Here is a 15,165-nt window from a genome sequence, read left to right on the forward strand (position 1 = left end):
TACTTTTCATTCTTGATCTATTAACCACTTTGCGATCATTAAAGTGGCAATACAATCATCACGATTATATTTAAAGATTGAATTTAAATTTTTAGAGTAAACGTTATTTAATCTACGCGATTTCTTCCATTGCCTCCACCATAAAAGAGCTCTAGCTCCATCAATATTGGATTGTTCCCATTCGAATCCTATGAATTCTGCGATTGATTTAAGTCCATAATTCCTTACAGGAAGTCGCCAATTTTCTCTAATTAATAGGTGTATGTCAATAAATCTTTTTTTTATCGCAACAATTTCATGAGTACTAGCGCCTTGCCGTAATCCTAGTTTTAGTAAAGATATAGGCTCTGTTTCACCGTAATGGAGTATTGGGAGATCTTTATGACGATTTAATTTTCTCTTTATTCTTTCCCATAGGGAATTTTCTGTATTCTTTTCAAGATTAAGTAATGGTGAATATTTAATTTTTTTGAAATTTATCTCATTATTTAAATTGTTTGGTATTCGAATAAAACCGTGTAAAAAATCATGTTTAATATCTGGGTCAGATTCAATATCGTAAATTAAAAAACCTTTTGCTTGTTTTAGGTTCTTTAGCTCTTCTTCTGGATTTAGCTTGATAGCCTTATTATTTGATTGAGATTGCGCTTGTGAAATAAGTTGTTTGGAAATATCACCATGCTGTGTGCCAAATTTATCAAGCTTTGCCTTAAGTTTATAATGCTTAATTTTCGCTAAATCCTCTATATTGTTGATACCAATCTTGTTTAATAAAAGTTCTCTTTTCGCTCCTATTCCGCTAACTTCGCTCAGATAGCCTTCTTGAATAGATACGGAATCACAATATTTTCTCCAAGAACATATTGTGCATTTTTTTCTATTAGAAGTTATTGGTGGAGGATCTTTGGATTCAATATCTCTTTCTAGATTTAATAATGATTTTATTAACTCTGTGTTCATTTTATTGGTTAATCTTATCTTTTCGACTTTTATTATGTCATTTTCTTTATGTAGTATTAAACCCTTTTGAGATTGATATTTTTGTAAATTATTTATCAATAAACCTGTCATAGAAAGTATTAATCTGTGCTCTCTTGTGATTTTTTTACCTTGTCTTGCTAACACAGGTTGGTAAGAAAAATTACCCCAAATACTATCTCCTGATGTCTTTTTTAGAATCGGTAAATTTCCTTTTATAATTCTATGTTTTATTAAAGGAAATTTAAGCCTGATTCCATAAACGATATTTTTGCCCTCTTCACAAGCTTGAATTCCTATCCCATAACTTTTTTGTGCGAGATTATGAAAGCAGTCGATTTGATGATTTAATTGAAGGGTGCTATGAGCTGTCCACAATTTTTTTTGTTTATCACCATAGATTTCAAGCCAAGCTTTTCTTCTGCATCGAATCCAACTCCTTAAAAGGTGATCGTTAATTGGTTTGGATTCATTACATTTCATACTTAGAGAATAATCTGCATTTCTTTAAGAACAAAGTTTCTCCAATATAAAGATGAAAAAGAAAAAGTTAAATCTGACTAATGAGAAAATTTATTTCGGAACAGATGGATGGAGAGGAATATTAGGAGTTGATTTCACATTGGAAAGATTGCTTAAAGTATCTGCTGCTGCTGCACAAGAGCTTGCGTATGTGAAGGAGAAAAAAAATAACAAAATAATTATTGGTTTTGACCGTCGTTTTCTTGCAGAGGAGATGGCTGAGGCAGTTGCGTCTGCAGTTAGAGGAGTAGGTCTAGTGCCTTTGTTGGCATCTTCCGCGCTCCCAACTCCCTCTTGTAGCTGGGGAATAATTGAAGAAAATGCACTTGGTGCACTAGTAATCACAGCAAGTCATAACCCTTGTGAATGGTTGGGTTTAAAAATCAAAGGTCCTTTTGGAGGCTCAGTTGATAGCTCTTTTACCGATTCCGTTCAAAAAAGATTAGATGCTGGAGGAATATCAATCCCAATTGAAGATGAAACCGAGAGAATTGATTTTAGAAAACAACATCTTTTGGGTATTAGTCAGAAATTTGACATACCTTTAATTTCTAATGGCTTGAGAAAATTAGGTCTGAAAATATTTGTTGATTCAATGCATGGATCTGCTGCTGGCTGCATATCTGAATTATTTGGTTCTGCAAGTGAAGGGCTTATTTATGAAATCAGAACAAAAAGAGACCCATGTTTTGGTGGGAATCCTCCAGAACCTATGAAGGCTTACCTTTCGCAATTAATTCAAGAAGTTCAGGATGAATTTCAAGCAGGTAAGTTGTCCATGGGCTTGGTTTTTGATGGAGATGGAGATCGAATTGCGGCAATAGATGAAAAAGGTAGATATTGCAATACGCAGTTATTAATGCCTGTCCTGATAGACCATGTAGCAAGAGTCAGAAATATGGCAGGTTGTGTTGTTAAAACTGTAAGTGGTTCGGACTTGATGCGATTGGTTGCGCAGGATTTGGGGAGAGAAGTTATCGAAAAGCCTGTTGGGTTTAAATATATAGCTGAGGAAATGCTTTCAAGAGAAGTTCTCATTGGAGGAGAGGAGTCCGGGGGAGTTGGATTTGGTCATCATCTGCCAGAACGTGATGCTTTGTTTACTGCTTTGCTTTTGATGGAGTCAATAGTTGCTGATAGTAAATGTTTAGGTGAGAAAATAGATTCTCTTCATGCTCGTTTTGGTAAGAGTCATTTTGAACGTATTGATTTAACTCTCGAAGATATGGAAATGAGAAGTGACTTGGAAAATTTTTTGAATCAGAAGACCCCATCCTCAATTGGTCATAAATCCGTTTTAGAGGTTATTTCAACTGATGGAATAAAACTTGTACTTAATAAAAGTCATTGGCTGATGTTCCGTTTTTCTGGAACAGAACCTCTTTTAAGAATTTATTGTGAAGCTCCATCAATCGAAGAAGTTACTTCAACTTTGTATTATGCAAAGCAACTTATAGATAATAGTTTTGGATAATCTCCCTCTAGTAATTGCTAGTGGCAATGAAGGTAAAATTCGAGAATTTAAAAAACTTTTGGCTGATTTCCCATTTGACTTGTTGACTCAACCTGTTGGTTTTGAGATTGAGGAAACAGGAAAGACTTTTATCGAAAATGCAAGAATCAAGGCTATTGCTGTTAGTAAAGCAACGGGCCAATTGTCTCTTTCAGATGACTCTGGATTAAGTGTTGAGGCGCTTGGAGGAGCTCCAGGAATTTATTCTGCTAGGTACGCAAGATCAGACAAGGAAAGAATTGAAAAACTATTGACGGAGTTAAAACCTTTTCCAAATAGAAAAGCTAAATTTGAGTGTGCATTATGTATTGCTAGTGGAGAAAAAGTTTTGATAGAAGTTTCAGGATTTTGCGAAGGTCTAATAACGTTTTTTCCAAAAGGGGAAAACGGGTTTGGTTATGATCCAATTTTTGAAGTTTCTGGATTAGGTGAGACTTTTGCTGAAATGGAGCACGAAAAAAAGAAGCAGATTGGTCATAGGGGGAGCGCTTTCAAATTGCTAAAACCTGAATTGAAAAAGCTATTGAATTTTATAAAAAATTAGTTTTGTTTTGCAAATCAACTTTTTTGGTTTTTAGTTTTCAACCCAGCTTCCGTGTAATCCATGGGGTATGGAAATAGGAACTTCAAGAATAGCTTGTTCAGTAAGATCTTTCGAATCAAGGATTATTAAATCAGTTCCAGATCTAATGCTATTCCAAACCAATACAACAACCCACCCATTGTCTTCTTGAGACTTGGATCCTTCTTGGGAAGGAATAAATATTGGCTCACTTACAAAACCTCTTGGGGCGGCACTCCAACTAATTTCTTTATTGTTTGCTAAGTCGATTTTTTTTATAGCTTGTAGTGGGCCATTACCCTCCTTTCGTTCTGCAGTTGCCATCCAACTGAAGCGTGCCTTCAGTCCTTCAAAATTAGGGTTGACCATTGCAAATTCACAACATTGATTGCTTATGGTTGAGCAGGTAAATGAATTATCTATTGGATTGATTTCGCTTCTTTTTAAAACTCCTTCTGGTAAAAGATCAAAATCAATTTCTCTGAAATTATCCTCGGGACCAATACTAGGAAAATCATCATAAAAAATGCTTTCAATATTTATTTTTTCACCATCTTCCCAAGCATTTAGATGATGGAAAACAAAACCCTTTGGCGCATCAATTGATTTTGGAGGTTGACCAGCAAATTTCCCACAATCCCTTGGAATTAATAAGAATTTTGGAGTCCCATAAGATTTGGAAGCTAAGCATTGTGCTGCTCCTTTTTGTCCAAGAAGGAATGGGAGAGGATTAAAACTTATCGCATTTTGTAGAAATATTGCCCAGTTTGGAGTGATGGCAAAATCATGCAAAAAAGCAAATCCATTAAAAGAATCTTTTCTATCGCTTACAAGAGAACCAATATTTTCTCCCTCTGTAGAGAATTCCATCAATCTAATTGTGCTTTTAGGACCAGTAGATACTCCAAAAGTAACCATTCTTTGACCTTTGTGATGGCCAGGGTCGAATCGAGGATGAGCACTAAATGCTTCTCCTTTTTTTAAAACTCCTTTTAAATTAGATAAACCATTGGTTTCTAGAGTGTTTGGATTGAGTGAATATGGACTAGATGCTTCCCATAGGGCTAATAGATCATTCCCAAGTTTTATTACGTGAGTATTGGCAATATTTTTTAGCCTTACATCAAAAGCATTAGCTAAGATGCCGCCTTCTTTTTGAGTTCCAAATACACCTCTATACAGAAATTTCTGGGATTTTTCTTCTTCTACCCATTCCTTTGTTCGAACAAAACGATTAGTCAGGTTTATTTTTCCGTTTTCAAATTGAAAAGCGGCAATCATACCATCTCCATCAAATGGATGGTGAACCCATCTTCCTCCTCTTTCTAGTCTTCCTGGACCATTTCGATACAAGGTACCAGAAATTTGTTTAGGAATAGATCCTTCTACAAGTTTTAGTTCAGCGTGATCGAGTTCTTTTTCAACATTGCAATATGCACTTGACCAATCCTCTTGGCTGAAGATTGTTTGCTGTGGTGATGTTCCTCTTCTTAAATAACTAACGGCCACTATTTTTATTAAATTGGAACTTGATTTTCGCTTAAACTTATGATTTTTGCGAGCTCCAGCTCAAAATTATTTATTTGAATATGGAGCATTTAACTACCAGCTTGTTCAAGAACTCCTTTACTGCTGGGTATTTGACTTGATCTTCTTGGGTCAATTTCAGTAGCCATGCGAAGAGCTCTTGCAAAAGATTTGAAAGTAGCCTCAATTATGTGGTGAGTATTATTTCCTTCCAGTTGTCTTATGTGGAGAGTTAAACCACAATTGCTGACAACAGCACCAAAGAATTCTTTAACCAACTCCGTATCGTAAGTTCCAACTTTTTGAGAAGGAATATCTAAATTAAAACTTAAATGTGGTCGACCTGAGCAATCAACCACAACTTGAATAAGGGCCTCATCAAGAGGAGCTAAAAAATGACCAAAGCGTTTTATTCCCAATCGATCACCTAATGCCTTTGATAACGCTTGTCCAATTGCAATCCCAACATCTTCATTCGTGTGATGATCGTCTATGTGAGTATCTCCATTTGCTCTTACCTCAATATCAAATAATCCATGACTAGATAATTGTTGGATCATATGGTCTAGAAAACCAATACCTGTATTTGCATTGCATTTGCCAGAACCATCAAGATTAATTTGGACAAAAACGTCCGTTTCCTTAGTTATCCGGCTAATCTCTCCTTCTCTAGTTTTCTTCATATTTAATTGGCAATTTAAATTGGCTTAAAATTACATTCCATTTATGCAATAACCTGCATCAACATAAACAGTTTGTCCTGATATACCACTCGAAAGATCGCTAAGCAAGAAAGCAGCGGTATTACCTACCTCGATTTGAGTAACGGTTCTCCTCAGCGGAGCTTTTTCCTCGACGTTATGAATCATGTCCAGAATTCCTCCAATAGCTGAACTGGCGAGAGTTCTTATTGGCCCAGCACTGATGGCATTAACTCGAACCTGATTTTCAGGCCCAAGTTCCTCCGAAAGATATCTAACTGATGCCTCCAAAGCTGCTTTAGCAACTCCCATTACGTTGTAATTAGGAATTGCTCTTTCTGCTCCTAAATAAGTCAAGGTGACTACCCCTGCACCTTTGCTGAAAAGAGGTTTTGCATATTTACATAGTGGGGCGAGTGAGTAAGCGCTAATTTCTAGGGCTCTTGAGAATCCCTCTGAAGTAGTTGCACTGTAATTACCAACTAATTCTTCTTTCCCTGCAAAGGCTAAACAGTGAACTAATCCGTCAAGCTGTCCCCATTGATTTTGAATGGCTTCAAAAACTTCTTCAATTTGAGAAGTGTTTTGAACATTAAGTGGTAAAAACAAGCTTGGATTTAAAGGAGAAGTAAGTTCTTTTACTTTTGCTTCAAATCTACCTTTTTCATCGGGCAAGTATGTAATTCCTAATTCAGCTCCAGCTGCTTTTAACTGTTGAGCAATGCCCCAGGCAATTGATCTGTTGTTTGCTATTCCTGTAACAAGGATTTTTTTGCCACTAAGATCGAGAAGCATCTTTCGGACTCATTTGGTTAGTATTACTAATTGTCCCTTATTTAGGGCTAAGACTCATAGTTAAATGAATATATAGTTAAAAGTTCTGTAATCCATTAAACCCCTCAAATCATAAGAATCATGGTTCGAACAGCGTCAACAATGCTTCCATTAGGAACTCCATTACCTGATTTTGAGTTAGGTGTAGTTTCAGGCGTGAACCTTGCTCCTGATGATTCTTTAAAAGGCTTTAGTAAAATTAGAAGTTTTGATTTAACAAAAAGACCATTATTTTTGATGGTTATATGCGCTCATTGTCCATTTGTTAAACATGTAGAAAGTGGAATCACAAATTTGTTCAATTCTTTTGGAGAGGATGTTCAATTTTTGGCTATTTCTAGTAATAGCGTTATCACACATCCGCAAGACTCGCCGGAATTCTTAGCCTCTCAAGCTAATAAATTGGGATGGAAGTTTCCATATTTATTTGATGCTGATCAAAAATTAGCAAAAGCGCTTAAAGCGGCATGTACTCCCGATTTTTATATTTTTTGGCCTTCTTCAGATGGAGAATCAAAACTGAGATACAGGGGACAGATGGACGAAAGCCGTCCTGGCAATGAAACACCTGTTTCTGGCGATGATATTCGTCTAGCACTCAGATCATTATTAAAGGGAGAAGATATTTCAGCTAATCAAAAACCTTCTATTGGTTGCAACATTAAATGGCATCCTGGTATGGAGCCTGAGTGGTTTGGATGAATTAATAAGTGCCTTTTTGATTTTTCATCGTTTCAACTTAATTTAAATAGTTATGCAAATACCTCCTTTTAGCCTTGAAGCTCAAATTTCTGAAATAGGAGAAGAGATTGAAGAAGCTTTAATTAAAGTTTTTAGAAGCGGAAAATATATTGGTGGAGAGGAAGTAGCTTCATTTGAAAAAGCTTTTGCATTAGCCATAGAAACTTCTTTTTCAGTTAGTTGTAATAGTGGAACAGATGCATTAATTCTTGCCTTAAGATCGCTAAATATTGGTCAAGGTGATGAGGTGATCACCTCATCATTTAGTTTTTTTGCTACTGCAGAAGCAATTACCAGTGTTGGTGCTAGGCCTGTTTTTGTAGATATTGAGCCTGAAAACTATCTTATGGATCTGGGTCTAATAGAAAAAGCAATAACTTCTAGAACAAAAGCTATTTTGCCTGTGCATTTGTTTGGTCATCCACTAGATATGGATAAAGTAATGGCAATTGCTGAAGAAAATAATCTAAAGGTTGTAGAAGATTGTGCTCAAGCGGCTGGTGCCCATTGGCGAGGTAAACCTGTAGGAAGTTATGGAGATGTAGGTTGCTTTAGCTTTTTCCCTACTAAAAACTTAGGTGCAGCAGGAGATGGAGGAGCTGTAACTACTAATGATTTTGATCTGGCAAAAATAATTAGGGAATTAGCTATTCATGGAATGCCAAAGAGATATTTACATACAAATATTGGATATAATAGTAGACTTGATTCCTTACAAGCTGCAATCTTAAATGTTAAATTAAAACGATTAAACAAATGGATAGAGCAAAGAAAAGCTATAGCAATTAATTATATAAATAAGCTATCAATGATAGAAGGAATTAAGTTGCCATCTAATACTTTGATCAACAATTCTGGTCATTCTTGGAATCAATTTGTAATAAGAATAATGAACAATTCTTTTGTTGAAAATCTAAAATCTACTTCAGAGAATGTTTCTGATATTTCAAATAGAGATCTGTTTCAAACTGAACTTCATAGCCTTGGAGTTAATACAATTATTTATTATCCAGTACCCATACATCTTCAACCAGCATATAAAGAGTTAGGTTATAAAGAAGGTTCTCTTCCTATTACTGAAAAGGTATGTAGTCAGGTAATTAGTTTACCCATTTTCCCTGAATTTAAATCTATTCAGCAATTATATGTTATTGATACAATAAAGGAATTATTTGGAAAATAATCTAATTAATACTTGAATATAATTCTTTGAAGATAGATGTTTGATTTTTGTGGTTTACAATAGGTTTTGGATAGCCGTTTCTCTCCGCAGAATTTATTTCACCGGACAGCAAATTAGGAGTTGAGACATGTGTTAACTCTGGGATCCATTTTCGTATATAGTTGCCATTCTCGTCGAATTTAGAAGCTTGTCTAAAAGGATTGAATATTCTCATCGGTTTTGGATCCATTCCACTGCTAGCACTCCATTGCCACCCTCCATTGTTTGATGCTAAGTCACCATCAACTAAGCTTTTCATGAAGAAAAGTTCTCCCCATCTCCAATCAACTAAAAGGTCTTTTACTAGAAAAGAAGCAACAATCATTCTGCATCGATTATGCATCCATCCAGAATGCTTAAGCTGTCTCATCGCAGCATCAATTATGGGGATACCAGTTAATCCCTCCTCCCAGGATTTAAACCAATCATGATTATTTTGCCATGGAAACTTTAACCACTTTTCTCTATATGGACCTTTCTCTAGCTCTGGAAAATTAATGAGAGCATTTTGATAAAACTCTCTCCAGGCAAGTTCCTTTATCCAAGTATCAATAGAATTTATTTGATATCCATTAGTCGCCATATTTCTTGAGATTTGAGCCCCATTCCAAACTGCCCTACAACTTATTGTCCCTAAACTTAAAGCCGCACTTAGATTAGAAGTTGATTCTAAAGATGGAACATCTCTTGCTTGGTTGTATGAATGTATAACTCCTGAATTGATAAAAAAGTTTAATTGTTTTATTGACTCTGATTCTCCTGGCTGGCAAGGACAGCGGTTAGTATTATTAAATATATTTGAAGTAAGTAAATCATCTACAGGTTTTCTTTCTCTGGAAATACAATAGTTTAAATCAGAGTTTTGAATTAATGATAAATCTCTTTCATTAAAACCTATAATCTCTTCAGGTGTCCTTGATATTTGTATTAAATTATCACTTGATATTTTTGTCCTGTTGATTATATCAATCCATTTTCGATAAAAAGGGCCATACACTTTGTAAGGGTCATTATTGTTCGTTTTTATGTTTCTTGGATTGACAATTAATTGATCTGAAAATGTATATATTTTCCTTTTCTCTTTAGAAAATTGTTCTGATATTTGTTTGTCTCTGTTGATTTCATAAGGCTCAATATTTTCGTTCCAGTAAATACATTCAGCTTTAACTAAGTCCGCTAATTTACAAATTAATCTAATAGGGTCTCCATTCAGGATTAATAAACGACTTCCTCTCCTTTCCCAATTCTTTTGGAGTTCTAAAAGGCTTTCGCCCAAAAACCAATTTTTTGCCTCAGAAGTAGTTCTACTGAGATTTAAAAGATTGGGATCTAAAATATATACTCCAATTAAATTTTTTGAATTTTTAGATGCTTCATATAGACCTATATTGTCTTCTATTCTTAAATCTCTTCTATGCCAAAATATTGATCGAAACTTAGTCATTTTTTATTCAAGACTTGGCATGCTCTGAACCATGCAGTAATAGTTTTACCATCAAGTGATTCTTCTCCGCTTGCAATCAATTCATTTAACTCTTTGGGGGCAATTTTTAATACTTCAATATCTTCATCTGCATCGCCCTCAGGCTTATGTTCAAGTTTAGTTAAATCTCTTGCAAGGAAAAGATGAATTATTTCGTCTGAATATCCAGGACAAGGGAGCATCTCTCCAAGAGAGTTCCATCTTTTTGCAGAGTAACCACTTTCTTCTTGAATTTCTCTTTTAATTGATTCAGATGGGCTTTCACCTGGTTCTAGCGTTCCAGCTGGAAACTCGAGAATTCTTCTCGAGCAAGCAAATCTGTATTGACGAAGAATAATGACTTCTCCTGAATCTGTTATTGGTACTGCCAAGGCAGCTCCTGGATGACGAATAATCCCAAATTCACCCTCCATTGAATTAGGTAAAAGAAACTTATTAATTTCAAAACGAATTTTTTTTGCATCAAGACAATCTTTTGTCTCGATTATTTCTGATGGTTCCGGTCCTGGAATAGACATACTTTTTTTTATATTCATATAGGATGGCTGATTTTTTTAGAAAAGTTTGGTGATTTTTGTTAGGAGTTTTATTCAGGCCAAATTTTTGGAGAATTAATTTGTTTTGGTTTCCCTTGATCTTTTGATAAAACTTCTGCAAGGGGAATTAAAACAAAGTTTCTTTCACTTAATCTTGGATGAGGCAAAATTAGAGTTTCTGTATTTATTTGCAGTCCTCCCCAGGAAATGAAGTCAATATCTAAAGATCTTGGCCCCAAAAAAATTTCTGTATTTTCTCTTTCCCTCCCTGCGATTTTTTCTAAATCTAAAAATTTTTTCATTAAACAGATAGCTGCTTTTTCATTTGGGGTTACTGAGCTAAAATCCTTACCCTCTACAACCAGTACGGTATTAATAAATTTTGGTTGATCAATTGGCCCACCTAAAGGTTCAGTCTCAAATAAAGGCGCCCATTGAAAAGATAAAGACTTATCAATATTTTGAGAGTCGATTTTTGGACAATTTAAAGCAACAATCCAATCAAGTATGCTTTTTTCAATGAGCGGCCTCATGGCAGCAATTGTTCTTATGGGATCTCCAAGAATGCCAGGGATATTTGCGCCTATTGAGATAACTAGTTTCAATTCTGTTTTTTGTTTTGCATAAGTCATGCGAATATTAAAAGACTTTTAAAAATTTGCTTGATTTATCCAAGCCTATGGTTTCCAGTGGATTGAATAACAACAATATGTCTTCGGCTTCAAAAGACACTGCTGTTATGGATAGAGCTAATCGTTCTTTCCCTTTGGCTGCAATTACAGGCCATGGAACTTTAAAGCTTGCTTTAATGCTTGCTGCAGTCGATCCAGGTTTGGGAGGAGTAATAATTGCTGGTGGTCGTGGTACTGGTAAATCTGTTTTGGCTAGAGGTTTACATGCCCTTCTCCCTCCGATTGAAATAATTGATTTAGAAAAATTAGCTAACAATGAAGGTGATAATGATTCATTGATTTATCCAGCAGGTAGGAATTTAGATCCTTCTTTTTCAGGCGAGTGGGATGATTTGACTAAAAAGCTATTCACAAAAAACATAGGAAGTCTTGAGAATATTGATGACTTAGAAAATATCCCTAAGAAAGTTGTTTCCGCCCCTTTTATTCAGGTTCCCCTAGGAGTAACAGAGGATAGGCTTGTTGGTGCTGTTGATGTTGCTGCTTCACTATCAAGTGGAGCGCCGGTTTTTCAGCCAGGATTACTAGCTGAAGCTCATAGAGGAGTTTTGTACATAGACGAATTGAATTTGTTGGATGATGGAATTGTTAATCTTCTTTTGGCTTCAGTAGGGGCAGGTGAAAATAGAGTCGAACGAGAAGGCTTGAGCCTCAGTCACCCATGCCGTCCTTTATTGATTGCTACTTATAACCCTGAAGAGGGGGCATTGAGGGATCACCTTTTAGACAGATTTGCAATTGTGTTGTCTGCTGATCAATTAATTACAAATGAGCAAAGAGTTGAAATAACCCAAGCTGCCATTTCTCATGGTCAATCAAGTGAAGCTTTTTCTAAGAAATGGACAGAAGAAACAGAATCGCTTTCAACGCAATTGCTTTTGGCAAGGCAATGGCTTCCAGATGTTCAAATTAGTGAGAATCAAATTGAATACTTAGTTCTAGAAGCTATTCGAGGAGGTGTAGAAGGACATAGGTCAGAGTTATATGCAGTAAGAGTTGCAAAGGCTCATGCTGCTTTATGCGGTAGGGATTCAGTGGACGCTGAAGATTTAAAGGCTGCAGTAAGACTTGTAATTGCTCCCAGGGCTATGCAAATGCCTTCAGAAGAGGAGATGGAGCCTCCGGCGCCAGAAGATCAGCAGCCTCCCCCTCCGCCTCCTGAAGACTCTGATGAAAATAATGATCAAGAAGAAGATCAAGAAGAAGATCAGGAAGAGGACCAAGACCAAGAGTCATCACCTCCAATCCCTGAGGAATTTATGCTTGATCCAGAAGCATGTGCTGTTGATCCTGATCTGTTACTGTTTTCATCCACTAAATCAAAAAGTGGAAATAGCGGAAGTAGGTCAGCTGTTTTAAGTGATAACCGGGGAAGATATGTAAAGCCAATTCTTCCAAGAGGTCCTGTTAGAAGAATTGCAGTTGATGCAACTTTAAGAGCTGCTGCGCCTTACCAGAAAGCTAGAAGGGAAAGAGAACCTAATAGAAAAGTTATTGTTGAGGAAGGGGACTTGCGCGCAAAATTACTTCAGCGTAAAGCAGGCGCACTTGTGATCTTCTTGGTTGATGCAAGTGGTTCAATGGCTCTCAATAGAATGCAAAGTGCAAAGGGAGCTGTTATTCGTTTGCTAACCGAAGCTTATGAAAATAGAGATGAAGTTTCCCTAATACCTTTCAGAGGAGATCAAGCAGAAGTTCTGCTTCCTCCAACAAGATCAATCACTGCTGCGAAAAGGCGACTTGAGGCAATGCCATGTGGTGGTGGATCTCCACTTGCTCATGGATTAACTCAAGCTGCAAGAGTAGGAGCAAATGCTTTGGCAACAGGAGATCTCGGTCAAGTTGTTGTAGTGGCAATTACAGATGGTAGAGGAAACGTTCCATTGAGCACTTCATTAGGCCAACCAGTTCTTGAAGGAGAGACACCACCTGACTTGAAGCAGGAAGTTCTTGATGTTGCTTCGCGCTATCGAGCGCTTGGTATCAAATTACTTGTTATTGATACAGAAAGAAAGTTTATTGCAAGTGGTATGGGTAAAGACTTGGCTGAAGCGTCAGGAGGTAAATATGTTCAATTGCCTAAGGCAAGTGATAAAGCTATTGCTTCAATAGCAATGGATGCAATTAATAGTGTGACCTAAAACTGTTTGTTTTTTAAGGATATATATCATCGAATAATTTACTCAGGCCTATAGTCACTCTTTTTAGAGCATCTAACAGTTCTTTGTCTTCCATAATATTCCCCATGTCTGAGCTCATTTGGTCTATTTTCTTTGTAAGTGAACTAGATGTTGAGGCAAGTTCCTGAATGTCTTTTAGAGTCTTAGGATTGTCGAGGCTTTCAAGAATATTATTTAAATGAATAGAAGCTTTTGTTAATTCAGAAATTATAGGTTTTGCTCTTAGAAGTTCTGATTTAGATAATAAGACAAGTTCATCAAGATTGGCTTGAGTTCTATCAAACTGTTGAATAGATTCTGATACTTTATTTACTATTGCTTGTCTATCTGCTTCGTCAATAATTCCATTTATACCCTCTGTCAAGCCAGATATGCTAACCATTTCTACACCTTTAATCTTATCTCCACTACATAAGATTTTTTTATTGGGACAATCTTTTTTGACTGTAATTACTTCGTTACTATTGAATGATTTGCCTAATGAGACTAGCGATAATTGAGCATCTCCTCCAAGCATAGAGCTTGTAACTATTTTTGCAATTACAGGTTTTGGTAAAATTAGATTATCATTGTTTAATTTGATTTTAGTTTCAACAGTGTTTGGGGTGAAATTTATCTTTTGAACAGAGCCAACAATGATTCCCCGATAAGTTACCGGAGACATCTTCGCAAGACCACTTGCATCTTTGAAGCTTGCAGATACCTCCCAGGTTTTAGACCCTAAACGAAAATCTCTTAACCAAAGCATTGCTCCTGAAAAGATAATTAATCCACCTAATAGTGAAAATCCAACAAACGCATCTCGTAAACTTCTACGCATAAATTTATAAGTCCTCAGGTTGCATTGGTCCTTGAAGATTACCTGTGCGAAATTGTTTTACATAGGAATTCTCACTTTGTTTAAATTGATCTATAGATCCATCCCATTTAAACTTTCCATCGTAAAGCAAGATAACTCTATTAGCTGTTCGTTCAATTGTACTGGAAACGTGACTTACAACGATTGAAGAGCCTTCCGCTGCATCGGTTGTCTTAATAATTAGATCTTCAATACGAGTGCTAGCTATTGGATCTAAACCAGCAGTTGGCTCGTCATATAGAAGAAGAGGGATAGAGTCTTTTCCTTTCTTGGAGTTACTAATTAATGCACGAGCAAAACTTACTCTTTTTTGCATTCCTCCACTAAGTTGATTTGGAAATTTGTCTGCTACATCATATAAGCCTACTTTCTGTAAACAATTTATGACTTTTTTATTGATAATTTCTTCGGAAAAAAGTTTCTGCTTTTCAAGCAAAAAACCTACATTTTCTCTAACTGATAATGATGCTAATAATGCTGGGTTTTGAAAAACTAATCTCACGTCGGGAGGGTCGTTTTGATCAAGCCTTAAATAATTTTGCTCTATACCTGATATTTGCAGACTTCCTTTAGAAGGTAATAGCAAGCCAGCTAGTAGGCGAAGTATTGTTGACTTGCCTGCGCCAGACGGACCAACAATTGCCAGTCTCTCTCCCGCACGCATGTCAAGATTGACTTCATTGAGAATTTTATTTGATCCCAGTTGAACACTGAGATCTTTCATCAACATTACTTGAGTGTTTTTTGGCACACTCTCTCCTAATGTTTGTTTACCTATCTCATTTTGTATGAGATAGGTGAATTGGGAAGTTTAA

14 protein-coding genes are annotated in these 15,165 nt (G+C 36.1%); 5 read left to right on the forward strand and 9 right to left on the reverse strand.

Translation table 11 applies throughout. The annotated features are described in order from the left end of the window. Positions 1-6: 6 nt before the first annotated feature. Complete coding sequence (locus tag O5637_RS09295; protein ID WP_269604444.1) at positions 7-1,461, reverse strand: TM0106 family RecB-like putative nuclease; 1,455 nt, start codon at positions 1,459-1,461, stop codon at positions 7-9. A gap of 52 nt (positions 1,462-1,513) precedes the next feature. Here O5637_RS09295 and O5637_RS09300 point away from each other — a divergent pair, with 52 nt between their 5' ends. After that, positions 1,514-2,974 (forward strand): phosphoglucomutase/phosphomannomutase family protein, encoded by a 1,461-nt coding sequence (locus O5637_RS09300; protein WP_269604446.1) that lies wholly within the window; start codon positions 1,514-1,516, stop codon positions 2,972-2,974. Beyond that, complete coding sequence (gene rdgB / locus O5637_RS09305; protein WP_269604448.1) at positions 2,967-3,557, forward strand: RdgB/HAM1 family non-canonical purine NTP pyrophosphatase; 591 nt, start codon at positions 2,967-2,969, stop codon at positions 3,555-3,557. The genes O5637_RS09300 and rdgB overlap by 8 nt, the downstream gene beginning before the upstream one ends. A 30-nt stretch (positions 3,558-3,587) precedes the next feature. Here the strand turns inward: rdgB and O5637_RS09310 are convergent, their stop codons facing one another. The 3 genes from O5637_RS09310 to fabI form a co-directional block, all read right to left on the reverse strand. Next, positions 3,588-5,084, reverse strand: coding sequence for a carotenoid oxygenase family protein (locus O5637_RS09310; protein ID WP_269604450.1), 1,497 nt, complete (start codon positions 5,082-5,084; stop codon positions 3,588-3,590). 89 nt (positions 5,085-5,173) lie between these two features. Beyond that, a complete protein-coding gene (gene hisB, locus O5637_RS09315) occupies positions 5,174-5,785 on the reverse strand; it encodes an imidazoleglycerol-phosphate dehydratase HisB (RefSeq protein WP_269604452.1) in 612 nt (203 codons plus the stop codon). Positions 5,786-5,815: 30 nt separating this feature from the next. Then, complete coding sequence (fabI, locus tag O5637_RS09320; protein ID WP_269604454.1) at positions 5,816-6,598, reverse strand: enoyl-ACP reductase FabI; 783 nt, start codon at positions 6,596-6,598, stop codon at positions 5,816-5,818. A 120-nt stretch (positions 6,599-6,718) separates the two neighbouring features. Between fabI and O5637_RS09325 the strand changes: the two genes are divergently transcribed. Both O5637_RS09325 and O5637_RS09330 read left to right on the forward strand, forming a co-directional pair. Beyond that, a complete protein-coding gene (locus O5637_RS09325) occupies positions 6,719-7,339 on the forward strand; it encodes a thioredoxin family protein (RefSeq protein WP_269604456.1) in 621 nt (206 codons plus the stop codon). Positions 7,340-7,391: 52 nt separating this feature from the next. Continuing rightward, positions 7,392-8,561 carry a DegT/DnrJ/EryC1/StrS family aminotransferase gene (locus O5637_RS09330; RefSeq protein WP_269604458.1) on the forward strand — a complete coding sequence of 390 codons (1,170 nt, stop codon included), beginning with the start codon at positions 7,392-7,394 and terminating at the stop codon, positions 8,559-8,561. 1 nt (position 8,562) lies between these two features. On the opposite strand, the gene O5637_RS09335 is transcribed toward O5637_RS09330, so the two are convergent. The 3 genes from O5637_RS09335 to folK form a co-directional block, all read right to left on the reverse strand. After that, positions 8,563-10,044 (reverse strand): cryptochrome/photolyase family protein, encoded by a 1,482-nt coding sequence (locus tag O5637_RS09335; protein ID WP_269604460.1) that lies wholly within the window; start codon positions 10,042-10,044, stop codon positions 8,563-8,565. Then, positions 10,041-10,601: an NUDIX hydrolase gene (locus tag O5637_RS09340; RefSeq protein WP_269606971.1), complete on the reverse strand. Its 561-nt coding sequence runs from the start codon at positions 10,599-10,601 to the stop codon at positions 10,041-10,043. Before O5637_RS09340 ends, O5637_RS09335 begins: the two co-directional genes overlap by 4 nt. Positions 10,602-10,669: 68 nt before the next feature. Then, positions 10,670-11,251: a 2-amino-4-hydroxy-6-hydroxymethyldihydropteridine diphosphokinase gene (gene folK / locus O5637_RS09345; protein ID WP_269604462.1), complete on the reverse strand. Its 582-nt coding sequence runs from the start codon at positions 11,249-11,251 to the stop codon at positions 10,670-10,672. Between the two features lie 47 nt (positions 11,252-11,298). On the opposite strand from folK, the gene bchD reads away from it, so the two are divergent. Further along, positions 11,299-13,452, forward strand: a complete 2,154-nt coding sequence (bchD, locus tag O5637_RS09350) for a magnesium chelatase ATPase subunit D (protein ID WP_269604463.1) — start codon at positions 11,299-11,301, stop codon at positions 13,450-13,452. 13 nt (positions 13,453-13,465) lie between these two features. On the opposite strand, the gene O5637_RS09355 is transcribed toward bchD, so the two are convergent. Together O5637_RS09355 and O5637_RS09360 are read right to left on the reverse strand one after the other, a co-directional pair. Next, entirely contained in the window at positions 13,466-14,311 is an 846-nt protein-coding gene (locus tag O5637_RS09355; protein WP_269604464.1) for an MlaD family protein, read from the reverse strand. A 4-nt stretch (positions 14,312-14,315) separates the two neighbouring features. Further along, entirely contained in the window at positions 14,316-15,101 is a 786-nt protein-coding gene (locus O5637_RS09360; protein ID WP_269604466.1) for an ABC transporter ATP-binding protein, read from the reverse strand. Between the last annotated feature and the right edge of the window lie 64 nt (positions 15,102-15,165).

Origin of the sequence: Prochlorococcus marinus str. MIT 0917 (genome assembly GCF_027359575.1) — a bacterium.
Classification (GTDB): Bacteria; Cyanobacteriota; Cyanobacteriia; order PCC-6307; family Cyanobiaceae; genus Prochlorococcus_B; species Prochlorococcus_B marinus_D.

Bases quoted from the DNA above. Each gene is read 5' to 3' on its own strand.
- hisB (WP_269604452.1), bottom strand. From the start codon at position 5,785: ATGAAGAAAACTAGAGAAGGAGAGATTAGCCGGATAACTAAGGAAACG.
- O5637_RS09355 (WP_269604464.1), bottom strand. From the start codon at position 14,311: ATGCGTAGAAGTTTACGAGATGCGTTTGTTGGATTTTCACTATTAGGT.
- O5637_RS09325 (WP_269604456.1), top strand. From the start codon at position 6,719: ATGGTTCGAACAGCGTCAACAATGCTTCCATTAGGAACTCCATTACCT.
- O5637_RS09340 (WP_269606971.1), bottom strand. From the start codon at position 10,601: ATGTCTATTCCAGGACCGGAACCATCAGAAATAATCGAGACAAAAGAT.
- O5637_RS09300 (WP_269604446.1), top strand. From the start codon at position 1,514: ATGAAAAAGAAAAAGTTAAATCTGACTAATGAGAAAATTTATTTCGGA.
- O5637_RS09295 (WP_269604444.1), bottom strand. From the start codon at position 1,461: ATGAAATGTAATGAATCCAAACCAATTAACGATCACCTTTTAAGGAGT.
- bchD (WP_269604463.1), top strand. From the start codon at position 11,299: ATGGTTTCCAGTGGATTGAATAACAACAATATGTCTTCGGCTTCAAAA.
- O5637_RS09335 (WP_269604460.1), bottom strand. From the start codon at position 10,044: ATGACTAAGTTTCGATCAATATTTTGGCATAGAAGAGATTTAAGAATA.
- fabI (WP_269604454.1), bottom strand. From the start codon at position 6,598: ATGCTTCTCGATCTTAGTGGCAAAAAAATCCTTGTTACAGGAATAGCA.
- folK (WP_269604462.1), bottom strand. From the start codon at position 11,251: ATGACTTATGCAAAACAAAAAACAGAATTGAAACTAGTTATCTCAATA.
- O5637_RS09330 (WP_269604458.1), top strand. From the start codon at position 7,392: ATGCAAATACCTCCTTTTAGCCTTGAAGCTCAAATTTCTGAAATAGGA.